This window comes from Amycolatopsis sacchari (genome assembly GCF_900114035.1).
GTDB classification, from domain to species: Bacteria; Actinomycetota; Actinomycetes; order Mycobacteriales; family Pseudonocardiaceae; genus Amycolatopsis_E; species Amycolatopsis_E sacchari.
On sequence record NZ_FORP01000013.1, the window covers coordinates 99,340 to 121,916 of the forward strand.

A 22,577-nucleotide genomic window follows, 5' to 3' on the forward strand; every position below is an offset into this window, starting at 1 on the left:
GTCACTTCCCCGCGCCGGTGGGCAGCGCGCCCACCTGCTGCAGCACCGAATACAGGTTCGCCACGCCCCAGTGCTCGGTGATCCGGCCGTCCCGGACGCGCATCGCGTCCACCGTCCCGAACTCGACGTGCTTGCCGGTGGGGGCGAGACCGAGGAGTTCGCCCTCGTGCGTGCCGGAGTAGGTCTTGAAGGTCGTCACCACGTCGCCTTCCACCGTCTGCCAGTGGATCTTCGCGGAGAAGTCGGGGAACGCCGAGCGCAGCGCGTGGTACAGGACCCGGACGCCGTCCTTGTCCGGGGTGCTGCCCGGCTGCGGGGTGTGGTCGGTGAAGTCGTCGGCGAACAGCGACAACGCGACCTGGTTGCGGACGTCGGCCACCTGCAGCTCGCCCATGACCAGCCGGAGGTGCTCGACGGCGCGGGTGCCGCCCACGCTGCCGTAGCTGACGAACCCGGCGCCTTGTTGTTCCACTCGCCGTAGAGGAGGTCGATGGCGTTCTTCAGCGCGCCGGAGGTCGAGTGGTTGTACTCCGGCGTCACGAACACGTAGCCGTCGAAGGACGCGATCTTCTCCGCCCACACCTTCGTGTGCCCGTGCGCGTACTGCCCGAGCAACGGGGGAGCGGCCTCGTCGAGGTGCGGCAGGTGGTAGTCGGCGATGTCGACCAGTTCGAACTCCGCGTCACCGCGCGCCGAGGCGAGCTGGTGGACCCAGCGGGCCACCGCTTCCCCGTTCCGGCCCGGGCGGGTGCTGCCCAGGATGATCGCGACCCGTGTCATGTCCGTCTCTCTCCGTGAGTTTGGTGATGTGTCCACAAAGTAGCCAGATTTTGGTGACGCGTCAACAGAGGGCGTACGCTGGGCCCATGGCTGACCCCCGATGGCTCGACGACCGCGAAGCCCGGCTCTGGGAGGCGTACCGGGCGCTGTCCCGGGAACTGCAGCGGGCCTTCGACCGCCAGCTGGAGCGCGACGCGAGCCTGTCCGGGGCCGAGTACGCCGTGCTGGCGCCCGTGTCGGAGGCCGAGGACGGGCTGATCAGGATGCGTGAGCTCGGCCGCCAGGTCGGCTGGGACCGCAGCCGCCTGTCCCACCAGGTGAAGCGGATGGAGAAGCGGGGACTGGTCGCGCGGGAGGACTGCGCCGAGGACGCGAGGGGGGCGATGGTGCGCATCACCCCCGCGGGCCGCGACGCGATCGAGGCCGCCGCCCCCGAACACGTCGCGACCGTCCGCCGCTACTTCTTCGACCAGCTGTCGCAGCGCGACCAGGCGACGCTGACCCGGATCTTCGAGCGCATGCTCGACCGCCTGCACCACGACGAGGTCTAATCCCGCGCCCGCAACAGCGACACGGGGCTCGGCCGCGTCGCCGACCAGGACGCGAGCAGGCTGCTGACGCCCGTGATCACCCCGGCGCCGACCACCACGCCGGCGACGAGCGACCACGGCACGGCGGCCGTCGCGCTGCCGGTGACCGCGGCGGTCGAGGCCAGTGCGGCCACCAGCGTGCCCGCCGCGGCCAGCAGCCCCAGCACCAGGCCCGCCACGGTGACCGCGGCCGACTCCAGCAGCGCAGCCCGGACCACCTGACCGCGCGTCAGCCCGGTCACCCTGGCCGTGGCGAACTCGCGGCGGCGTTCGCCGGTCGCGATCACCACCGAGTTGACCACGCCGATCGCGGCGAACAACGCGCCCAATCCCAGCACCACCAGCAGCACCCCAGTGGTGCTGTCGTCCTGCGCTGTCGCGTTCGCCGTCAGCCACTCGTCCAGCGGCTGCACGGGCCCCAGTGCGGACAGCGCGGCGGCGACCCGCGCGTGGTCCGCGCCGGGCTCGACCGCGACGAACGTCCGTACCGCGGCCCCGGCCAGCTGGTCGGCGGGCAACAGCCCGCTGGGCAGCAGCACGGCGGGGCCGCCTCCGGCGCCTGCGGGCACCTCGGCGACCACCGGGAGGCGTCCGAGATCGAGGTCGCCGAAGCGGACGCCGACCTCGTCCCCGGCCGACACGTCGTCCCCGCCGGGATCGGCGGCGGCGACGTGGCCGCGCAACGCGGCGAGCGAACCGGAAGCGGGATGAACCCGTTGGTATTCCGCGGGATCCACGAGGAGCGCGGTGCGGGTTTCGGTGTAGGCCATTTCTCCGGTGCCGACGGTGAGCACGACCGGCACCTCTGTTTCGGTCGAGACCGCCGCCACGCCGGGCAGCCCGGCAGCGACGGGAGCCGCCACCACGAAGTCGGCCACTGTGTCCCGCTCGGCCTGCCGTTGACCCGCGTCGGCGAACGAGGCCACCGCGGTGGACTGGCCCAGCACCAGTCCGGTCAGCACGATCAGCGGGGCCGCGATCGACGCGCTGCGGCGAATCCCGTCACGGAGGTTCGCCGCCGCCAGCCGCCCGAGCACACCCCGCGTAGGCAGCGCCCGAGCCAGTGCGGGCACCAGCACCGGGCTGATCGCGGTGAACGCCATCGAAGCGCACACGCTGACCGAAATTGCCATCGCCTGCCCGCCCGCCGCGCCGCCTGCCGGCGCGAGCACGACCAGTGCGACCGCGCCCGCCGCGGACAGCGCGAAGAACCACCAGCGCCCCCGCGTCATCGCCCGGGCGGCCGCACCGGTCTCACGCAGCGCCTCCAGGGGCCGCACCGCCGCCGCGCGCCGCGCCGCCACCAGCACGCCCGCGACCGCGAGCGCGACACCGCAACCCAGTGACGCCGCGGGCACCCACGACACCCAGCCGGCCTCGAAACCCGCGGGGACGAACCCGAATTGCCGCAGCAGCCGCGTCTGCGCCGCGAGGACGGGCACCCCTGCCGGGACACCGACCAGTCCGCCCACGGCGCCGAGCAGCACCGCCTCACCGGTCAGCACGCGCCGCAGCTGCCGCCGCGACCCGCCCACGAGCCGGAGCAACGCGAGATCGCGCCGCCGCTGCGCCACCGTGAACGCGAACGTCGAGCTGATGATGAACACGGCGAGGAACGCGCCGAACCCCAGCGTCACGCCCATCAGCGCGACACCCGTCTCGCGGGCCGCCGCCACGTTCATCGCCGTCACGGCGGAAGCACCCGGCGCGGCCCGCAGGCCGGCCACCGCGAGCAGCAGCAGCAACGACGACTGCACGAGGGCGACCCCGAGCGCCGTGGTCACGATCGCCCCGGCGAACAGCGGCCAGCGTTCGCGGAACCCGGCCCAGCTCAAGCGGATCACCGGTCAGTCCTCCAGTGCGACGAGGCGGTCGGCGACCGTGGCGGCGTCGGCGCCTTCGAGCCGGCCCGCCAGGCGCCCGTCGCGGAGGAACACCACCGCGTCGGCGCGGGCCGCGGCGGCCGGGTCGTGGGTGACCATGAGGATGCTCTGGCCGCCGGTGGCCATGGTGCGCAACAGATCGAGCACCAGCTCCCCCGAGCGGGTGTCGAGCGCGCCCGTCGGCTCGTCGGCGAAGAGGATCTCCGGCCGCGTGATCATCGCCCTGGCGATCGCCACCCGCTGCTGTTGCCCGCCGGACAGCTCCCGCGGCCGGTGGTGCACGCGGTCGGCGAGCCCGACGGCGCCGAGGATGCCGGTGACCTCCGACCGGGCCGGTTTGCGGCCGGCCAGCCGCAACGGCAACGCGACGTTCTCGGCCGCGGTGAGCGACCCGACGAGGTTGAAGGACTGGAAGACGAACCCGATCCGGGTCCGCCGCAACGCCGTCAGCTCGTCGTCGTCCGCGGCGGTGATGTCGGTGCCGCCCAGCAGCACCCGTCCGCTGTCCGCCTTCTCCAGGCCCGCCGCGAGGTGCAGCAGCGTCGATTTCCCGGAACCCGAGGGCCCCATGACGGCGGTCCAGCCGCCGCGCGGGAAGCCGATCGTCACGTCGTCGACCGCGCGGACCGCGGCGGAGCCGGAGCCGTAGGTCCGGCTGACACCTTCGAGTGCGACGGCCGCGGTCGCGGGCGTCGCCAGAGTCGTCACGGTGCGGGGTGTCCTCTCACTGGGGTGATCACAGTTTTGTTGATGTGACCACAAGCTAACCGTGGAATGTGGATGCGTCAACAAAGATGAACTAGGAGTGGACCTCCGGTGGCGTGAACGGGGCCCACCGCCGGACCTCGAACGCGCTGCCGGTGCGCCTGATCTCGGCCGCGCCCGCGCCGGGGAAGTGGGCGGGGAAGACCAGCGCGTGGTGCTCGGCCGCCTCGCCGAGCACGCGGATGCGGGACCTGGCCGCCTCGGCCTGGTCCTCACTCAGGCACGTGTCGCAGTCGGGGTGGGTGAACTGCAACGGCGTGTGCACCACGTCCCCGACGAAGAACGCCCGGTCGGTGCCGGACTCCAGGCGCACGACGGTCGAACCCGGGGTGTGCCCCGGCGCGAGTTCGAGTGTGAGGTTCCGGTCGATGCGGTGGCTGGTGCCCTCCCACAGCACGGTCTGCCCGGCCTCGTGCACGGGGTCCACGCTGTCCTCGAACGTGCTGCCGTTCGCAAGCCGCGCGTTGATGCCGTTGACCGATCCGCGTTTGGGGATGTCGTTGCGGGGGTTCCAGTAGTCGAAGTCCGGGCGGGCGATGAGGTACGTGGCGTTCGGGAACGTCGGCACCCACGCGCGGTCGGCGAGGCGGGTGTTCCAGCCGACGTGGTCGGAGTGGATGTGCGTGTTGATCACGAGGTCGACGTCCTCCGGGCGGACCCCGGCCGCGGCGAGGCGGTCGAGGAAGTCCCCGTCGCGGTGCCGCCACGCGGGCATGTACGACCGTTCCTTGTTGTTGCCCACGCCGGTGTCGACGAGGACGATCTTGCCCTCGCTGCGCAGCACCCACGTCTGGACCGCGGCGAGGTACTCATCGGTGCCGGGGTGCCAGAAGTGGGGGGTGAGCCGCCCACCGTCCGCGCGCCAGCCGTGTCGTTCGAGATCCGGGAACAGTGCGGGCATCGGGGCGATCGGGCCCTGCCACTCGACGACCCGGGTGATTTCGACGTCGCCAAGGTTGATGGTGTCCATGCCTGCACGGTAAGTGCTACGGGGAGCACGAACGATAATCTGAAGTGTCGTTCCCATACGCGATCGTCTCGCCCGGCGTACAGTCGTGGCGTGGATGTGCTGAGCGACGTGATCGGCGCCGTGCGGACGGGACGGCCGTTCGCGAACCGGGAGGACCGGCACGGCGTGTGGCGAACCGACTTCGCCGCCTTCTCCGGGATCGGGTTCCACCTGGTGCTGGAGGGCAGCTGCCGGATGGTCACCCCGGGTGCCGCGCCCATCGTGCTGCACGCCGGGGACGTGGTGCTCACCCCGCGGGGCACCGCCCACGCGCTCACGGATCCCGGCACCGGCGTCGACGAGACCGCACAGCTGCTGTGCGGGGCCTACCAGCTCGACCGGACTCGCCTGCACCCGTTGCTCGGTGACCTGCCCGAGGTCTTCCACCTGCGGGCGCGGGCGGGCGGCCACCCCCAGGTGTCCGCTGTGGTCGCTCTGCTGGGCGGCGAGCTGACGGCGCCGGGGCTGGGCGCGGACGCCGCGATTCCCGGGTTGCTGGACCTGCTGCTGTTGTTCCTGCTGCGGGAGTGGCTCACCGAGGAACCGGGCCGGGACGCGGCCGGGTGGTGTGCCGCGCTCACGGATCCGGTCGTCGGCGAGGCGCTGCGCTGCGTCCACGGCGACCCCGTGCGGCAGTGGACGGTGGAGGAGCTCGGCGCCAGGGCGGGGCTGTCGCGGGCGGCGTTCTCCCGCCGGTTCGCCGCACTGGTCGGGCAGCCGCCGATGGCCTACCTGACCTACTGGCGGCTCACGATCGGCGCGCGCCTGCTGCGGGAGACCGACCTGCCGCTCCCGGCGGTCGCGCAGCGGTGCGGGTACTCCTCGCCGTTCGCCTTCGCCACGGCCTTCAAACGCGAACACGGCGTCGCTCCCGGGCGGTACCGCGCGCGGCACCAGGCGGAGGACGACGTCCAGGACTGGTCGGGCTCGGCGGGCTGAGGCGGGCGTGCCGCACCCGGGACGGCGGCGGCCTGACGTCCGGCTCACGCGGCCAGCCCGCCGTCGACGACCAGCTCCGCCCCGGTGACGAAGGCACTGGAGGGTGAGACCAGGAACAGGACGGTCTCCGCGACCTCCTCGGCAAGGCCGCGCCGTCCCAGCGGGGTGGCGGCGAGGACCTGCTCGTTCCACTCGTCGGTGATCACGTCGAGCATCTCGGTGTCGATGAAGCCGGGGTGCACGGAGTTGACCCGGATGCCGTGGGCACCCAGTTCGACCGCCGCGCACTTGGTCATCCCCCGGACCGCCCACTTGGTCGTGGCGTAGGAGATCTGGTTGGGGTACGGGCGGTGCGACGCGATCGAGGAGATGTTCACGATCGCGCCGCCGCCCGCGGTCTTCATCGGCCCGGCGACGGCACGCATGCCGAGGAACGTGCCGCGCTGGTTGACCCGGTAGTGCTCGTCGAAGTTTTCCGGCGTGGTGTCCGCTACGTCCGGACCGGGGCGGTAGATCCCGGCGTTGTTGACCAGGATCGTCGGGGCGCCGAAACGCGCGGACACCCGCGCCAGCAGGTGGTCCCAGGACCGCTCGCAGCCGACGTCGTGGGATTCGTAGACCGCGTCGCCGCCCAGCTCGTCCGCCAGCGCCCGCCCGTCGGTCTCGCGCCCGCCCGCGATCACGGTCGCCGCACCGGCCCCGGCGAGCGTGCGCACGATCGCGGCGCCGATACCCCGGGCGCCGCCGGTCACGACGGCCACCTGCCCGTCGAGGCTCACCACGGCGCGATCCCGTCCACAAAGGACCGCAGCGCGCGGTTCACGGCTTCGGGTGCCTCCTCGGTGACGAGGTGGCCGCTGCCCGGTACGCGGACGAACGTCGACCGGGGGAGCCGGGCGTGCATGGCCTCCGCGCGGGCGATCGGGATACCGCCGTCCTCCTCGCCGTGGACGATCAGCGTCGGCAGGGTGATCTCGGCGAGCCGGCCGAGACGGTCCTCGCGGTCGATCCAGGACCGGTACTCGCCCCACACGGACCGGGACGGCCGCGCCCGCCACTTCCGCACCCACCGCTCGACGTGCCCCGGGTTTTCGGAGATCGTGCGCGGGCCGAAGATCACCGGGACGAACGCCTCGGCGAACTCCGCCGAAATGGGCTCCTCGGTGTTCATCGGTTCCAGCAGGGCGCCGAAGCGGGCGCGTTCCTCCGGCGTGTACGCATCGGCCATCGTGGACACGAGCACCAGCCCCGCGAGCCGCTCGGGGTGTTTCAGCGCCAGTTCGATCGCCATGAACCCGCCGACCGACATGCCGACGAGGACGAACCGGTCGATGCCGTCGACGACGTCGAGGCAGTCGGCGACGAGATCGTCAAGCGAGCGCTCGGTGCCGTACCGCGAAGTGCCGGCGCGGCTGGTGTACGCGATGGTGCGGTAGGCGTCCCCCAGCGCCGCGATCTGCGGGTCGAACATGGTGCGGTCCAGCAGGGTGCCGTGGCTGAACACCACGGCGGGGCCGTGCCCGCGGTCGAGGACGTCACTGTCGCGCATGGACTTCTCCTGCCGGGATCGGTGCGGTTTCGGCGGCGAACACCTGCTCCAGTGTCTTGCCGGTGACACGGGGGCCGAACAGCCGGATGACGAGCCCGCCGAGCGCCAGCAGCGCCGCCATGACCGCGAACACGCCGCCGAACCCGATCGAGCCGAACGTGAGCCCGATGACCACCGGCGCCGCGAGCCCGCCCGCGTTGCCCGCGGTGGAGGCGAGACCGGCGCCGGTCGCGCGGATGGCGGTCGGGTAGACCTCGGAGCAGTACGGGAACACGATGCCGGAGATGCACGTGATGCAGACCGACAGCACCATCCCGATCAGCAGCAGCGCGACGCTGTCGCGGGGCACGATCCCCAGCGCGATCGACGCCAGCGCGGCGAAACCGAAGAACGTCACCAGCAGGGTGCGGCGCTCGAACCGGTCGCTCACGGCGATCGCGACGAGGTACCCGATCGGCTGGGCGACGAAGAGGAAGAAGCTGTAGGTCGCCGCGATGCCGGGGTCCACGCCGATCTCCAGGAACAGGGACGGCATCCACGTGAAGAACCCGAAGAACGCGAACAGGAACACGAACGACCCCAGCCACGTGGCGACCGAGACCCTGGCGAGCCCGCCGCGCCACACCCGCAGCGGCGACCACGACACCGCGGGCGCGGCCGGGGCGACGACGGCGGCGGGCGGCACCGGCGGCAGTGCGGCGCCGTGCCGCGCGGCGGTCACGCGTTCCTCGAGCCGGGTCACGACGGCGTCGGCGTCGGCGACGCGGCCCTGGCTGAGCAGCCACCGCGGCGATTCGGGCAGGGAACGCCGCCACCACAACAACACCAGCACGGGCAGGCCGCACACGACCGCGGCGATGCGCCACCCGCCGGGCAGGGGCACGACCAGCGAGCCCAGCACCGCGGCGACCACGTTGCCGAGGGAGAAGAACAACGTCACGCCGCTGACGAACCGGCCGCGGTTGCGCCCGGTGGCGAACTCGGAGATGTACGGCGAAACGATCGCCGCCTCCGCACCCGCACCGAGCCCGCCGACGACGCGGACCGCGAGGATGAACGCGAACCCGTTGGCGAAGGCGAGCGCGATCGAGGCCGCGCAGAACAGCGACAGCGCGTAGAGCATCACGCGCTTGCGGCCGAACCGGTCGCCGACGACGCCGGCGAGGACGGCGCCGATGATCATGCCGACCGGTGCGGCGCCGCCGATGAGCCCGATCTGGGCGTTGTCGAGGCCGAACTCCGCTTTCAGGTGCGGGAGCATGAAGCCGATGATCACGATGTCGAGTGCTTCGAACAGGTGGCCGAGGCCGCCCGCGAAGAGGATCCCGTACTGGGGACGGCTCATCGGGAGCCGTTCGAGTCTGGCGAGGATGGACATGGCGGTCTCCAGGAAAGGGGGTCAGAGCGAGCGTGCGGGGGCCGCGGCGGTTTCGCCGAGCGGCCTCGCCGACGTTTCGGGGAGCCTGCGCAGCAGCACGAGGCCGACGACGAGGGTGATGACGCCGAGGTAGAGGGCCGGGGCGAGCGGGCTGTGCGTGGCGGCGGCGAGTGCCGTCGCCACGAGCGGGGCGGTGCCCGCGACGGGGCCGACGCCGAGGCTGAAGGCCACGGCCGAGCCGCTTGAGCGGGTGCGGGCCGGGAAGAGTTCGACCAGCACGATCGAGGACATGACGTTGAGCCCGGCCTGGGGGAGCGCGAACAGGCACAGCCCGAGCAGCTGCGGGAGCGGCGCGCCCGAACCGATCAGGAGCAGCACCGGCACGGCCAGCACCGCGTGCGCGAGCGCCCCGCCGACGTAGACCGGCCGCCGACCGATGCGGTCGGACAGCCACCCGGCGACCGGGCAGAGCGCCGAGTAGAACAGCAGCGCCAGCGAACTGACGAGCAGCGCCGACGTCCGGTGGCCGCCCGCCGACATCGCGTTGGTGAAGTACGTGGTGAGGTAGTAGAAGCCGATGCCGGTGGCCGAGGCGCACGCGAAGGCGAGCACCATCGTCCGGCGTTCGGTCCGCAGCGCGGTGCGCAGCGGCGTGGCCGAGACCTCGTGCCGTGCGCGCAGGTTCCGGTACACCGGGGTTTCGTCCAGGCGCAGGCGGAGGTACAGGCCGATCAGCCCGAGCGGCGCGGCGGCCAGGAACGGCAGCCGCCAGCCCCACGACTGCATCTGCGCCGGGCTGAGCAGGGTTTCCAGCAGCAGCACCGATCCGGTGCCCGCGACGATGGCGAGCCCGCCCGTGGCGGAGATCAGGCTGGCGCGCAGGCCGCGGCGGCCGGGCGGGGCGTACTCGGCGAGGAACGCCGACGCCCCGGTCCACTCGCCACCGGCGGACAGGCCCTGGACGCAGCGCAGGAGGACCAGCAGCAGCGGGGCCCAGAACCCGATGGTGGCGTAGGAGGGCAGCACGCCGATGAGGGTGGTGGCGCCGCTGATGCCGATCACGGCGAGTGACAGCGCGGTGCGCCGGCCGCGGCGGTCGCCGAGCGAGCCGAGCAGCGCGCCGCCCAGGGGGCGGAAGACGAAGGCGATGCCGAACACCGCCAGCGACGCGAGCAGTGAGGCGACGGAGTCGCCGGTGGGGAAGAAGACGCGGCCGAGGGTGACGGCGACGGCGCCGTAGACGGCGAAGTCGAACCACTCGGTGAAGTTGCCGACCAGGGTCGCCGCGACCACTGTGGACGGTGAGCGCATCGGTGAGCTCCCAGGGGAAGCGGGGTGGCCGGCCCCCGTCCGGCCACCCCGGCGTTGCCTACTCCGAATAGTCGATGATGCCGCGGATGATCTTGCCGTCGCGGAGGTCCTGGTATCCCTCGTTGATCTCGTCGAGGGTGTAGCGCGCGGTGATCAGCTCGTCGAGCTTGAGCTTCCCGGCGTCGTACATGCGCAGCATCTTCACGATGTCGTACTGCGGGTTGGACGAGCCGAACAGCGTGCCCTTGATGGTCTTCTGGTTGAACACCAGGTCCGAACCGGACACGTGCACGGTGAGGTTCGCCGGGTTCGCCACCCCGGTGACGACGACGGTGCTGCCCTTGCCGATGACGGCGAAGGCGTCGGCGACGACCTTCTCCGTCATCACCCCGACCACGCAGATCGCCTGGTCCGCACCCTCGCCCCAGGTGAGTTCGTTGACGGCGGCGGCGGCCTCCTCCGCGGTGGCGAACACGTGCGTGGCACCGAACTCCAGCGCGGTGTCCCGCTTGAACGCCACCGGGTCCACGCACACCACGTTCTTCGCGCCTGCCTGGACCGCGCCCTGCACGGCGTTGATGCCGACGCCACCGATCCCGTAGATCACCGTGGTGTCACCGGGTTTGACCTCACCGGCGTTGACGGCGCTGCCGTAGCCGGTCGGCACCCCGCAGCCGACGAGGACGGCCTTGTCCAGCGGCAGCCAGTCGTCGACCTTCACGCACGACAGCTCCGAAACCGTGGCGTACTCGGAAAACGCGCCGAGCATGCAGAACGCGCCGATGTCGCCCAGCTCCGGGTCGTGCATCCGGAAGGTGCCGTCGGGCATGCTGCCCTCGAGGATGGTGGCGCCCATGTTGCACAGGTTCTGCCTGCCGGTGGAGCAGTAGCGGCACTTGCCGCAGCTGGGGATGAAACTGCACACGACGTGGTCGCCCTCGGCGACCCTGGTGACGCCGGGGCCGACGCGTTCGACGATCCCGGCGGCCTCGTGACCGCCGACGATCGGGAACCGCACGACGTTGTCGCCGTCCATCATGTGCAGGTCCGAGTGGCACAACCCCGCGGCGGATACCTTGAGCAGCACCTCGTTCGGGCCGGGTTCGTCGAGTTCGACCTCCCGGACCTGGAAGGGCTGGTGGTAGCCGGTCAGCACGGCGGCGCGAGTCTTCATCGTCTTTCTCCTCTTCGGTGGGCGGGGTCAGCCGTGGAAGGTCCACACGGACTTGGTCTCGAGGTAGCCGTCGAGGCTGTCGGGGCCGAGGTCGCGGCCGTAGCCGGACTGGGCGAAGCCGCCGAACGGCGCGGCCGGGTCGGTCAGGCCCCAGCCGTTGACGTAGACCGTTCCGGCGCGCAGCTTGCGGGTCATGGCGTGCTCGGTCGTGACGCTGCCGGTCCACAGCCCCGCGGCGAGCCCGTAGTCGCTCGCGTTGGCGCGCTCCGCGACCTCGTCGGCGTCGTCGAAGGGCAGCACCACCACGACCGGACCGAAGATCTCCTCGCGCGCGCACTCCATGTCGTCGGTGGCGCCGGCGATGACGGTGGGCGGGAAGAAGTTCCCGCCGCCATCCGGCAGCTCACCCGCCTGGTGCACCTTCGCGCCCTCCGCGGCGGCGCGCTCGACGTAGCCGCGCACCCGCTCGACCTGGCGCGCGTTCACGAGCGGCCCGAAGTCCACACCCTCGTCGAGCCCGTGCCCGATGGTCAGCGCCGCGGCCTCGGCCAGCAGGCGGTCGACCACCTCGTCGTGGATGTCCCGGTGCACGAACAGCCGGGACGGCGCGCTGCACGTCTGCCCGGAGTGCCAGAAGATCCCGCCCGCCGAGCCCGCGACGGCGGCGTCGAGGTCGGCGTCGGGGAAGATGATGTTGGCGCTCTTGCCGCCCAGTTCCAGCGTGACGCGCTTGATCCGCTCCGCCGCGCCCCGCGCGATGCGGCGGCCCACCGCGGTGGAGCCGGTGAACGTCAGCTTCCGCACGCCGGGATGGGCGATGAGCGCTTCGCCCGCCTCGGCGCCGTACCCGGGAACGATGTTGAGCACGCCGTCGGGCAGGCCGGCTTCGGTGGCCAGTTCGGCCAGCCACAGCGCGGACAGCGGGGTCTCCTCCGACGGTTTGAACACCACCGGGCACCCCGCCGCCAGCGCGGGCGCCATCTTCCACGCGCACAGCAGGAGCGGGAAGTTCCACGCCGTGATCGCCCCGACGACCCCGGCCGGTTCCCGCTCGGTGCGGACGTGGACGCCGGGGTGCGACACCGGCACGGTGGTGCCCTGGATCTTGCTGGGCCAGCCTGCGAAGTAGAGGAACGTGCGGGCCGCGAACTCGACGTCGATGGCGCGGGCCGCGCCGCGGACCTTGCCGGCGTCCAGCACTTCCAGTTCGGCGAAGGAGTCGGCGTTGGCGTAGATCGCCTCGCCGATGCGGGACAGCACGCGGCCCCGCTCCAGCGGGCTCATCCGGCGCCACTCGGAGCGCTCGTCGAAGGCCCGGACGGCAGCGGCCACCGCGGTGTCGACGTCATCGCGCCCGGCGCACGCGGTGGTCGCGATCTCGTCGCCGGTGGCGGGATCCAGGACGGGGAGGGTCTGCCCGCTGCGCGCTTCGGTGCGCCGTCCGTCGATGAACAGGTGCGGTTCGGCGGCCAGCCGCGTGGCCACGGCGGGGGAGGTGCTGCGGGCGGGTGTCGTCGTCGACATCTGCGTGCCACCTTTTCAATATTTGATACAAACTGGTGTGACGGAGGCTACGACAGCACCGCGACGAAAGTCCAGACCTGGGCGGAAATGCACAGAACTCGCAGGTGAGGGTCCAGCAGCTGACAGAGCGACTTGTCGGATCATGTATCAAACTTGTACGGTGCGGACATCCATCGAAGACCGCTGGAGGTCCCCATGTCCGCCGTCGCCGCGGCCCGCCCGTTCCGGGAGGGGCTGCTCGAGCTGGCGCCGCCGCGTCTGCTCGGTTCCCGCTGTGGCCGCTGCGCCACCGTCGCCTTCCCGCCACGGGAGTTCTGCCCCGCGTGCCGCGCCACCACCGGGATCACCGGGACCGCGCTGCCGGCCGAGGGCGTCGTGTACAGCTTCACGATCGTCCGCCAGGCCCCGCCCGGGATCGAGGTGCCGTACGTGCTCGCCTACGTCGACCTGCCGGACGGCGTCCGCGTGCTCGGCCAGGTCGCCGGGATCGAGCCGGACGAGGTGGCGATCGGGCTGCCCGTCCACCTCGAGCTGACCCCCTTCGGCCGGGACGACGACGGCACCGAACTCGTCGGCTACCGCTTCCGCGCGACCGGGAAGGAGGAGGCGTGACACTCGCTCCCGCCCACGTGGCCGGTGCCGGGATGATCCGGTTCGGCAAGTACCCCGCGGACGTGACGCTCGAGCGGATGGCCGTCGGCGCCGCCCGTGCGGCCCTGGCCGACGCCGCTGCCGACCTCACGCGGATCGACGCGCTCTACGTCGGGCACGTCTTCGGCGGTCCCGTCGCCGGGCAGCGGATCGCCGCGCAGCTCGGGCTCGACGGCCGCCCGGTGTCCAACCACGAGAACTACTGCGCCAGCGGCGCGACCGCGTTGCGCGAGGCGTGGGTGGCGCTGGCCGCCGGCCTGCACGACGTGGTGCTGGTGATCGGCGTCGAGAAGATGACCGACCGGGTTTCCGGTGGGGTGCGGCCGGACCCGGGTGACCTGGACGCCGCCGTGGGCTACGTGATGGCGGCCGGCCACGGGCTCAGCGCCCGCCGGTACATGGCCGACCACGGTGCGACGCGCGAGCAGATCGCCGCCGTGGCGGTGAAGAACCACGCCCACTCCGTGCACAACCCCTTCGCCCAGTACCAGCGCCCGGTCACCCTCGCCGAGGTGCTCGCCGCCCGGCCGATCGCCGAGCCGCTGGGCCTGCTGGACTGCAGCCCGATCTCCGACGGGGCCGCCGCGATGGTGCTGTGCTCGCCCGCCGGGCTGCGCCGGCTCGGCCTGTCCGCGCCGGTGCCGCGGATGCTCGGCTGCGCGCTGGTCAGCGGCGGCGTGCGGCCTGGCACCGGCGACGTCAACGAGGAGGACGTGTCGCGGCGCGCGGCCGAGGAGGCGTGGAAGCTCACGGGGATCGGCCCGGAGGACGTCGACGTGGTCGAGATGCACGACTGCTTCACGATCGCCGAGATCGTGCGGATGGAGGGGCTCGGCCTGATCCCGCGAGGCGAGGGCGGGCGCTGGACCGAGTCGGGCGCCACGTCGCTGGGCGGGCGCCTGCCGGTGAACCCCAGTGGCGGCCTGCTGTCGCGGGGGCACCCGGTCGGCGCGACCGGCGTCGCCCAGGCCGTCGAGCTGACGTGGCAGCTGCGCGGCACGGCGGGTGGCCGTCAGGTGGAGGGCGCGCGCACCGGGCTCGCCTACTGCAAGGGCGGCACGGTCAACGGCACGGACGGGGGCTCGGTGACGACGCTGGTGATGGCGCGATGACGGCGGGTCTCACCGCGCGGATCGACAGCGAGGCGCTGCGTTCCTCGCTGTCCACTGTGGAATCGCCGCACCCGGTCCTGTTCGTGGCGCCGCGGATGCCGGAGGACCGCGACTTCGCGGAGCTGTCCGACGAACTGCTCGACGCCGAGATCGGCGCCGTGCTCGCGGACGTGCTGGCCGACGTGCAGCGCGCGCTGCCCGGGCTGACCGGCCACAGTGGACGGATCGTGTTCCTGCTGCCGCACGACGTCGCGCTGGGCCGCCCGCACGCCACCGCGGCGGGCGCGGTGGCCGGGGCACTGCTGTCGATGGCCCGCACGCTGGCGATCGAACTCGGCAGGGACGGCATCACGGTGAACACGATCCTCTACGCCGAGGGCACCGAACCCGCCGTCGCCGGGCAGGTCGCGGCGCTCGTCGCGCCCGCGGGGGACGCCGTCACCGGTCAGGAGATCTACGTGACGGCGGGCAGCGGACTGGGGAGGTTGCGGCCATGAGGACGGCACTGGTCACCGGTGGCGCCGGGGGCATCGGCCGGGGGATCTGCGAGCGGCTGGCACGCGAGGTGGACGTCGTGTTCGTCGCCGACCTCGATCCGTACGCGGCCGCCGGGGAACTCGGGCCGTGGGCGCGACCGCTCGAACTCGACATCACGTCACCGGAATCGCGCGAAGCCGCGGCGGAGGATACCGGCGGCGTCGACATCCTCGTCAACTGCGCGGGAGTGCTGAAGGACGCGAGGGTGGGCGCGCTCGATCCGGAGTTGTTCCGGCGTCTGCTCGCGATCAACCTGCTGGGCCCGCTCGCGCTGACCCGGCTGCTGCTGGAGCCGATGGCGCGGCGGGGCGGGGGAGCGGTGGTCAACATCGCCTCCCGCGCCTGGCTGGGCACCTTCGGATCCACCGCGTACTCCAGCGCGAAGGGCGGCCTCGTCGGCGCCACCCGGGCACTCGCGCTGGAGGTCGCGCCCCAGGGCATCACGGTCAACTGCGTCGCGCCGGGGTTCGTCGCGACCCGCATGACCGACGGCCTGCCCGGCAAGATCCGGGAGCGGACGCTGGAGGCCATCCCGGTCGGCCGGGCGGGCAAGCCCTCCGACGTCGCCGAAGCGGTCGCCTACCTCAGTGGCGCCTCCTACGTGACCGGGCAGGTGCTGGTGGTCTGCGGCGGCCGCAGCATCGGCGACCCCTACCGGCAGCCGGCGGGAAAGGACAGCTGATGCGACCGCTGCACGGACTCCGCGTCGTCGAGTTCGCCGGACTCGGCCCGGCGCCCTTCGCCGCGATGATGCTCGCCGACTTCGGTGCCGAGGTCGTCCGCATCGAGCGACCCGGCGCAGGACCGGCCGGTGGCATCGTCGAGCGCGGCCGGCACACCGTCCACCTGGATCTGAAGTCGGAGCCGGGGCGGGCCCGCGCGAAGGAGCTCGTCGCCTCCGCCGACGTGCTGCTCGAAGGCTTCCGCCCCGGCGTGATGGAGCGCCTCGGGCTCGGCCCGGACGTGTGCCTGCAGCTCAACCCGGAGCTGGTCTACGGCCGGATGACGGGCTGGGGCCAGACGGGGCCGCGCGCGGACCAGGCCGGGCACGACATCAACTACCTCGCGCTGACCGGCGCCCTGCGGTCGATCGCGCGCCGGGGACAGGCGCCCGTGCCCCCGCTGAACCTCGTCGGGGACTACGGCGGTGGCGGGATGCTGCTCGCCTTCGGGGTGCTCGCGGCGCTGCGCGGCGGTGGGGGACAGGTCGTCGACGCGGCGATGGTGGACGGCGTCAGCCTGCTGATGTCGGGGGTCTGGAACCGGGCTGCCGTCGGCCGCTGGTCGCCGGAACCCGGCACGAACGACATCGACACCGGTGCGCCCTTCTACGACGTCTACGAGACCGCGGACGGCGAGTACATGGCGGTGGGCAGCATCGAGCCCCAGTTCTACGAGCGGCTGGTGCGGGGCCTCGGCCTCGACCCGGCGCAGCTGCCGGAGCAGGGGGACCGGTCCTCGTGGCCCGCGACGAAGAAGCTGTTCGCCGAGGTCTTCGCGACCCGCACCAGAGCCGAGTGGACCGCGGTGTTCGAACCGCTCGACGCGTGCGTGACCCCGGTGCTGAGCATGGCGGAGGCGGCCGCCGACGCGCACCTGACGGCACGCGGCACGCTGCGCACGGCCGGCGGCCGCGTCGAACCCGCCCCGGCCCCGCGCCTGTCCCGGAAGGGGGAGTAGCGTTGATAAAGTATCCGGCAACGCGCGCATGGGGACGAGGTGGCGGGATGGCCAGGGCGGTGCCGCCCAAACGGCGGCGGAGCATGAGCGACGAGGTCGCCGACCACATCCGGGAGCGCATCTTCGACGGCAGCCTCGCCCGCGGCCAGCGGGTGCCGCAGGACGCGATCGCGGCGGAGCTGGGCGTGAGCAGGCTCCCGGTCCGCGAAGCGCTCATCACGCTGGAGACCGAGGGCCTGGTCGACTCCGAACCGCACCGCGGCACGTTCATCGTGCCGATCCGGCAGGAGGACATCGAGGACCACTACCGGATCTACGGCATGGTGCAGGGGCTGGCCACGGCCCGCGCCGCGACCCGGATCACCGAGCCCGTGCTGCGGAAGCTGGAGGAGCTGCACGAGCAGATGCAGCGCAGTGCCGACGGCGACGAGCTGCACGACCTCAACTGGGAGTTCCACGCGCTGATCAACAAGACCGGGGGCAGCCGCAGGCTGCTGTCGGTGCTGCGGCAGCTGTCGCGCAACCTGCCCCGCTCGGTCTACGAGGTGCCCTCCGACGGGGGGCAGGAGGCGAACAAGGGGCACGCCCGGATCCTCGAGGCCCTGCGTGACGGCGACGCGGCCGCGGCGGACGCCGCCAGCCGCGAGCACGTCCGGCTGGAGGGCGACCACGTCGTGCGCACCCTGCGCGAGCAGGGCGTACTGGCCGACGACGCGTTCTGAGGGCGGCTGCGCGCCCACCTGCTCCGCCGGGCAGGACCGCGGGGCCCCGCGCTCGAGGCTTGTCTCCGCACATCAATTTGATACATTATCAATTCTTCTGACAAGGGAGTCGTGATGAGCCAGGGCCGTGCTCCCCTCGCGGCGATCGCCGGGGTCGGGACGACCCGCTTCGGCAAGCTGCCGGGGTACTCGCCCGACGACCTGGCGGGCTGGGCGCTGCGGGAGGCGCTCGCCGACGCGGCGTTGCCGGTCGGCGCGATCGACGGACTGGTCGCCTGCCGGGTCAGCGGTTACGAGAGTTTCTCGGCCGCGTACGGGCTCCAGCCCCGCTGGTGCGTGCAACTGCCCGCCGAGGGGCGGATGTGCGGCGCCGCCATCGAACTCGCCACCGCGGCGCTCGCCGCCGGGCTGTGCCGCACGATCGCGCTGGTCTACGGCAACGACGGCCGCTCCGCCGGAGCCACCTACGGCGCGGGCGGCACCGGCTACACCGCGGCGGGCGAGGGCTACGGCACCCGCCCCGAGCTGACGCGCCCGTACGGGATGACGTCGCCGGGCGCCTTCTCCGCCCTGATGTTCCAGCGGCACCGGCACGAGTACGGCACCACGGCCGAACAGCTGGCACAGGTCGCGCTCACCTTCCGCCGGCACGCCGCCCTCAACCCGGCGGCCGTCCTGCGGGACCCGCTGGACCTGGACACCTACCTGGGCTCGCGCTACATCGTCGAGCCCCTGCACCTGTTCGACTACTGCCTGATCAACGACGGCGGCGTCGCCATGATCCTGACCGTGCCCGAGGCGGCACGGGATCTGCCCCAGCCCCCGGTCTACGTGCTCGGGGCGGCGCAGCGCGCGCAGTTCCTCGGTTCCGACTTCCCCCCGGAGGACTACTGGCGCGGCGCCCTGCGCGAGGTGGGCGACGCCGCGCTGCGCCAGGCGGGCCGGGAAAGGTCCGAAATGGACGGTCTGATGAGCTACGACAATTTCAGCCCCAACGTGTTGTTCACCCTGGAGGGACTGGGTTACTGCGCGCCGGGCGAGTCCGGCCCGTGGATCGGGGACGGCGGCATCGGGCTTGGCGGGCAGCTGCCCGTCAACACCTCCGGCGGCCACCTGTCGGAAAGCTACCTGCAGGGGTGGGGCCTCAACGTGGAGGCGGTGCGGCAGCTGCGGGGCCAGTGCGGCGAGCGGCAGATCCCCGGCGCCGCGCACATCCAGTACGCCTGTGCGGCGCCCCTGGTCTCCTCGGTCGTCTACGGGAACCAGCCGTGAGCGCCGCCGACCTCACCCCGCATTTCGCCGGGCTCGAAGCGGGGGAGCTGCGGGTCTCCCGCTGCGGCGCGTGCGGCGCGCCGCGGTTCCCGCCGACGCCCGTGTGCCCGCACTGCCGGGTGGACGGTGCCCTGGAGTGGATCACCGCGGCGGGCACCGGGACCGTGTGGTCGTACGCGGTCTTCCACAAGGCCTATTTCCCGCCTCCGGGGCCTCAGCCCCCTTACGTGGTGGCCGTGGTGCTGCTCACCGAAGGCATCAAAATCCTCACCAACGTCATCGGGGACGGGGTGCGGGTCGGCCTGCCCGTCCAGGCCGTGTTCGACGCCGCCCTGGTCCGTTTCCGGGCCGTCTGAAGGAGCTTGCGATGGATCACTACCGACTGCTCGACCAGGACACGCTGCCCGGCGTGCTCCGCGCGCTGGGCAAGCATTTCGCCGACCACGAGGCCGTGGTCGCCGCAGACGGGCGCGTGTCGTTCGGCGACTGGCTGCGCGCGTGTGAACGCGTGGCGGCGGGTTACGCGGCGGCGGGGCTGCGGCCGGGTGAGCGGGTCGGCGTTCTGCTGCCCAACGGACTGCGCTGGCTGACCGCGACCCTCGGCGCGCACCTGGCCGGCCTCGTCGCCGTGCCCGTCAACACCTGGTACCGGTCCTCGGAGTACGCCTACGTCATCGAACGCGCGCGGCTCAGCACGATCGTCGTGGACGCCACGCTGTTCGGCCGGAACGTGCTGGCCGATCTCGCCGAAGCCGGGTACGGCGGGTTGTTCGACGCCTCGCGGGACGGCTACCGCGGCGCCCTCACCTGGCCCGCGGGGGAGGACCTGCCGCCCGCGCTGCCCGCGGGTCCTCCCGTCGAGGTGCCCGTCGCGCCGGACGACCTCGCCCTCATCCTGTTCACCAGCGGCAGCACGGCGAAACCCAAACCCGTGCCGTTGCGCCATGGGCACCTGGTCGCCAACCCGCGGGAGATCGGCAGGCGCCAGCACCTGCGGCCCGGCGACCGGTTGTGGATCTCGGCGCCGTTCTTCTTCGGCTACGGCTGCGCGAACGCGCTGCCGGTGGCGCTGACCCACGCCACGACGCTGTGCCTGCAGGAACGGTTGGACGGCGACGAGGCGCTGGCGTTCATCGAGCGCGAGCGGTGCACCGTCTACTACGGACTCGCGCCCACCACGCGGGCGCTGCTGGCCGCGCCGACGTTCGGCACCAGGGACATCTCGTCCCTGCGCACCGGCACGTGTGGGTTCACCGCCGAGGACAAGCGGCTGGTGATCGAGGAACTCGGTGTCACGCAGGTGTGCAGCATGTACGGGCTGACCGAGGGCTACGGGCACTCCGCGGTGAGCGACGCGCTCGACCCGGTCGACGTCAAGCTGCAGACCTGCGGCACGGCGCTGCCCACCCAGCGGATCCGGATCACCGACGAGCGGGGGCGGCCCTGCCCGGCCGGGGTGACCGGCGAGATCGAACTGGCCGGCGCAGTGATCGACAGCTACCTCGGTTCCGCCGAACTGGACGCCGGCGCGTTCCGGGACGGCTGGTTCCGCACCGGGGACCTCGGCTGGCTCGACGAGCACGCGCGGCTGCATTTCGCCGGACGGCGCAAGGAGATGATGAAGATCAAGGGCATCAACATCGCGCCGGCCGAGGTCGAGGACGTCCTCATCGGACACCCCGCCGTCGACCAGGCCTTCGTGATGGGACTGCCCGGACCGGAGGGCGAGGTCATGGCGTGCGTCGTGGTGCCCCGTGAGCCGGTGCCCGACGAGGACGCCTTCGTGCGGGACCTCGTGGCGCACATCCGCTCGCGGGCCGCGAGCTACAAGGTGCCCTCGCGGTTCCACCTGATGGCCGGTGCGGACCTGCCGTTGACCGACACGGGCAAGGTCAGCAAGCTCAAGCTGCGGGAGGTGCTCGATGCGTGAATTCCGGTTGCTGGCGGAGGGGATCGGTTTCACCGAGGGTCCCTTGTGGACTTCCCTCGGACGGCTGCTGGTGACCAGCGTCTCCCGGGGGCAGGTGCTGGAACTGGACCCGCGCGACGGCTCCGTGCTCCGGCGGATCGAGACCGGTGGTGGCCCCAACGGGCTGGCCGAGGACGAGCACGGTCGCGTGTGGGTGGCGCAGAACGGCGGCTCGGTGCGGCCCAGCAGCTCGTCCCGGCCGGTGGCCGCGGGTCTGCAGACCCTGTCCGGTGACACGGTGCTGGACGCGCTCGCCGCCGGCGTGCGTGCGCCCAACGACCTGGTGCGCGGGCCGGACGGGCGCATCTGGTTCACCGATCCCGGCAGCCCGCACGATCCGGTGCCCGGGCAGGTCTACGCGTACGAGCCGCGCACGGGCTTGCTCGAACGTGTCGCCGACGGGATCGACTTCCCCAACGGGCTGGCCTTCGACCTGGCGGGACGGCGGCTGTACGTCGCCGCGACCCGTGCCCGCGCGATCCTGCGTTTCGACTGGGACGGCGCCGCACTGCGCCCGGCGGGCGTTTTCGCCCGGGTACCGGGAGGCCCGGACGGGCTGGCGTTCGACGCGGACGGTCGCCTGTACGCGGCGCTGCCCGACGCCGACCGGATCGCCGTGCTCCGCCCGGACGGCACCGGGGAGGACGCGATCCGCTTCCCCGGCGGTACCTTTCCCACGAACCTGTGCTTCGCCGGAGCCGGGCGGGAAACGCTCGTCGTCACCGCCGCGAAGGGTGGTCGGGTCCTGGCGCTCGACGGCGTCGCGACCGGACCGCGGCAGCTCGTGCCCGCCACGTCGTGAAACCGCGCCATCGCGTGGTTCCGCTACCTCACACCGCCTGCGCGGTCGGCAGGATGGTGATCTCGCTGAGGTTGACGTGCCGCGGCACCGACGCGATGAAGGCGATCGTCTCGGCCACGTCGGCCGGGCTGAGGCACTCGATGTCGCGGAGCAGGTCTGCCATGAGCTTGCTGGCGTCGGGATCGGTGACGTGGTCGGGCAGTTCGGTGTCGACCATGCCCGGTTCGATCGCCGAGACGCGCACCATCTTGCGGCCCAGCTCCACCCTGGCCAGCCGGGTGAAGTGGCTCAGGTACGCCTTGGTGCCGGAGTAGACGGAGAACTTCTCCAGGATCCGGGTGGCCGCGATCGAGGAGGTGGTGATCAGATCGGCGGGACCGCCCGCCGCCGCGGCGTCGACCAGCTGCGGCAGGAACGCGCCGAGGACGTTCATCACGCCGGTGATGTTGAGGTCGATCTGGCGCTGCCAGTCGTCGACCTTGAGGTCCTCGATGGGCGAGATCAGCTGCACGCCGGCGTTGTTGACCACCAGGTCGACGCGGCCCAGCCGCTGCTGGACCTGCCCGGCCGCGGCGGTCACGGCGTCCCGGTCGGTGACGTCGAGGGGCAGCGCGAGCGCGGTGCCGCCGGCGGCGGTGATGCGTTCCGCGAGCGCGTCGAGGTTTTCCTTGCGCCGCGCGGCGATCGCGACCTTGGCGCCCAGTGCGGCGAGGCGTTCGGCGGTGGCGGCGCCGATGCCACTGCTGGCCCCGGTGATGGCGGCGACGCGGCCGGCGAGAGGTGTGTTGCCGATGATCTGGGACATCATGTTTTCCTTTCCCGGTAGGGGTTTCTGTTCGGCACCACCAAGAAACCAGTTCCGGGGGAGGAAAAGGGGGTCGAAAAGCGCCCCCGCTGTCGGGGGACAAGCTGACCCCCCTTCAGGCGCTC

At 72.3% G+C, this 22,577-nt stretch carries 23 protein-coding genes and 1 pseudogene; 12 read left to right on the forward strand and 12 right to left on the reverse strand.

All coding sequences use genetic code 11. From position 1 onward, the window contains the following. Position 1: 1 nt before the first annotated feature. On the reverse strand, positions 2–472 hold the full coding sequence (locus tag BMZ92_RS38265) for an ester cyclase (RefSeq protein WP_245783188.1): 471 nt from the start codon (positions 470–472) through the stop codon (positions 2–4). A 17-nt stretch (positions 473–489) separates the two neighbouring features. Then, positions 490–780, reverse strand: a pseudogene (locus BMZ92_RS38270) (NADPH-dependent FMN reductase); the annotation flags it as partial. 86 nt (positions 781–866) lie between these two features. Here BMZ92_RS38270 and BMZ92_RS21665 point away from each other — a divergent pair. Then, complete coding sequence (locus BMZ92_RS21665; protein WP_091510616.1) at positions 867–1,331, forward strand: MarR family winged helix-turn-helix transcriptional regulator; 465 nt, start codon at positions 867–869, stop codon at positions 1,329–1,331. On the opposite strand, the gene BMZ92_RS21670 is transcribed toward BMZ92_RS21665, so the two are convergent. From BMZ92_RS21670 to BMZ92_RS21680, 3 genes are all read right to left on the reverse strand, one after another. Then, positions 1,328–3,214 (reverse strand): FtsX-like permease family protein, encoded by a 1,887-nt coding sequence (locus tag BMZ92_RS21670; RefSeq protein WP_091510619.1) that lies wholly within the window; start codon positions 3,212–3,214, stop codon positions 1,328–1,330. The genes BMZ92_RS21665 and BMZ92_RS21670 overlap by 4 nt on opposite strands. A 3-nt stretch (positions 3,215–3,217) precedes the next feature. Further along, positions 3,218–3,952: an ABC transporter ATP-binding protein gene (locus BMZ92_RS21675; RefSeq protein WP_425425844.1), complete on the reverse strand. Its 735-nt coding sequence runs from the start codon at positions 3,950–3,952 to the stop codon at positions 3,218–3,220. A 100-nt stretch (positions 3,953–4,052) separates the two neighbouring features. Next, positions 4,053–4,988 (reverse strand): MBL fold metallo-hydrolase, encoded by a 936-nt coding sequence (locus tag BMZ92_RS21680; RefSeq protein WP_091510623.1) that lies wholly within the window; start codon positions 4,986–4,988, stop codon positions 4,053–4,055. 90 nt (positions 4,989–5,078) lie between these two features. On the opposite strand from BMZ92_RS21680, the gene BMZ92_RS21685 reads away from it, so the two are divergent. Next, positions 5,079–5,966, forward strand: a complete 888-nt coding sequence (locus BMZ92_RS21685; RefSeq protein ID WP_091510626.1) for an AraC family transcriptional regulator — start codon at positions 5,079–5,081, stop codon at positions 5,964–5,966. Between the two features lie 44 nt (positions 5,967–6,010). Here the strand turns inward: BMZ92_RS21685 and BMZ92_RS21690 are convergent, their stop codons facing one another. The 6 genes from BMZ92_RS21690 to BMZ92_RS21715 are packed head-to-tail and all read right to left on the reverse strand — an operon-like array spanning position 6,011 to position 12,902. Then, the gene (locus BMZ92_RS21690) at positions 6,011–6,748 is read right to left on the reverse strand and encodes an SDR family NAD(P)-dependent oxidoreductase (protein ID WP_091510630.1); all 738 of its coding nucleotides are present in this window, start codon (positions 6,746–6,748) and stop codon (positions 6,011–6,013) included. After that, complete coding sequence (locus tag BMZ92_RS21695) at positions 6,742–7,515, reverse strand: alpha/beta fold hydrolase (protein WP_091510631.1); 774 nt, start codon at positions 7,513–7,515, stop codon at positions 6,742–6,744. The genes BMZ92_RS21690 and BMZ92_RS21695 overlap by 7 nt, the downstream gene beginning before the upstream one ends. Continuing rightward, positions 7,502–8,893 carry an MFS transporter gene (locus BMZ92_RS21700; RefSeq protein WP_091510634.1) on the reverse strand — a complete coding sequence of 464 codons (1,392 nt, stop codon included), beginning with the start codon at positions 8,891–8,893 and terminating at the stop codon, positions 7,502–7,504. Before BMZ92_RS21700 ends, BMZ92_RS21695 begins: the two co-directional genes overlap by 14 nt. A gap of 21 nt (positions 8,894–8,914) precedes the next feature. Beyond that, complete coding sequence (locus tag BMZ92_RS21705; protein WP_091510636.1) at positions 8,915–10,204, reverse strand: MFS transporter; 1,290 nt, start codon at positions 10,202–10,204, stop codon at positions 8,915–8,917. 58 nt (positions 10,205–10,262) lie between these two features. Next, positions 10,263–11,378, reverse strand: a complete 1,116-nt coding sequence (locus tag BMZ92_RS21710) for an NDMA-dependent alcohol dehydrogenase (RefSeq protein WP_091510639.1) — start codon at positions 11,376–11,378, stop codon at positions 10,263–10,265. Positions 11,379–11,405: 27 nt separating this feature from the next. After that, entirely contained in the window at positions 11,406–12,902 is a 1,497-nt protein-coding gene (locus BMZ92_RS21715) for an aldehyde dehydrogenase family protein (protein WP_091510640.1), read from the reverse strand. 195 nt (positions 12,903–13,097) lie between these two features. Here BMZ92_RS21715 and BMZ92_RS21720 point away from each other — a divergent pair, with 195 nt between their 5' ends. From BMZ92_RS21720 to BMZ92_RS21765, 10 genes are all read left to right on the forward strand, one after another. After that, on the forward strand, positions 13,098–13,514 hold the full coding sequence (locus BMZ92_RS21720) for a Zn-ribbon domain-containing OB-fold protein (RefSeq protein WP_091510641.1): 417 nt from the start codon (positions 13,098–13,100) through the stop codon (positions 13,512–13,514). Further along, positions 13,511–14,665 (forward strand): thiolase family protein, encoded by a 1,155-nt coding sequence (locus tag BMZ92_RS21725; RefSeq protein ID WP_218153518.1) that lies wholly within the window; start codon positions 13,511–13,513, stop codon positions 14,663–14,665. The genes BMZ92_RS21720 and BMZ92_RS21725 overlap by 4 nt, the downstream gene beginning before the upstream one ends. Next, positions 14,662–15,162: an SDR family oxidoreductase gene (locus tag BMZ92_RS21730; protein WP_091510646.1), complete on the forward strand. Its 501-nt coding sequence runs from the start codon at positions 14,662–14,664 to the stop codon at positions 15,160–15,162. Before BMZ92_RS21725 ends, BMZ92_RS21730 begins: the two co-directional genes overlap by 4 nt. Then, complete coding sequence (locus BMZ92_RS21735) at positions 15,159–15,884, forward strand: SDR family NAD(P)-dependent oxidoreductase (protein WP_091510648.1); 726 nt, start codon at positions 15,159–15,161, stop codon at positions 15,882–15,884. The genes BMZ92_RS21730 and BMZ92_RS21735 overlap by 4 nt, the downstream gene beginning before the upstream one ends. Continuing rightward, positions 15,884–16,882: a CaiB/BaiF CoA transferase family protein gene (locus BMZ92_RS21740; protein ID WP_091510650.1), complete on the forward strand. Its 999-nt coding sequence runs from the start codon at positions 15,884–15,886 to the stop codon at positions 16,880–16,882. Before BMZ92_RS21735 ends, BMZ92_RS21740 begins: the two co-directional genes overlap by 1 nt. Before the next feature lie 47 nt (positions 16,883–16,929). Beyond that, positions 16,930–17,604, forward strand: a complete 675-nt coding sequence (locus tag BMZ92_RS21745; protein WP_245783189.1) for a GntR family transcriptional regulator — start codon at positions 16,930–16,932, stop codon at positions 17,602–17,604. A gap of 114 nt (positions 17,605–17,718) precedes the next feature. After that, positions 17,719–18,876 carry a thiolase family protein gene (locus BMZ92_RS21750; protein WP_091510653.1) on the forward strand — a complete coding sequence of 386 codons (1,158 nt, stop codon included), beginning with the start codon at positions 17,719–17,721 and terminating at the stop codon, positions 18,874–18,876. After that, positions 18,873–19,232 (forward strand): Zn-ribbon domain-containing OB-fold protein, encoded by a 360-nt coding sequence (locus tag BMZ92_RS21755; RefSeq protein WP_091510655.1) that lies wholly within the window; start codon positions 18,873–18,875, stop codon positions 19,230–19,232. Before BMZ92_RS21750 ends, BMZ92_RS21755 begins: the two co-directional genes overlap by 4 nt. 11 nt (positions 19,233–19,243) lie before the next feature. Then, positions 19,244–20,806, forward strand: coding sequence for a class I adenylate-forming enzyme family protein (locus BMZ92_RS21760; RefSeq protein ID WP_091510658.1), 1,563 nt, complete (start codon positions 19,244–19,246; stop codon positions 20,804–20,806). Further along, the gene (locus BMZ92_RS21765; protein WP_091510660.1) at positions 20,799–21,647 is read left to right on the forward strand and encodes an SMP-30/gluconolactonase/LRE family protein; all 849 of its coding nucleotides are present in this window, start codon (positions 20,799–20,801) and stop codon (positions 21,645–21,647) included. Before BMZ92_RS21760 ends, BMZ92_RS21765 begins: the two co-directional genes overlap by 8 nt. Before the next feature lie 28 nt (positions 21,648–21,675). Here the strand turns inward: BMZ92_RS21765 and BMZ92_RS21770 are convergent, their stop codons facing one another. Further along, on the reverse strand, positions 21,676–22,452 hold the full coding sequence (locus tag BMZ92_RS21770) for an SDR family oxidoreductase (RefSeq protein WP_091510661.1): 777 nt from the start codon (positions 22,450–22,452) through the stop codon (positions 21,676–21,678). Positions 22,453–22,577: the final 125 nt, after the last annotated feature.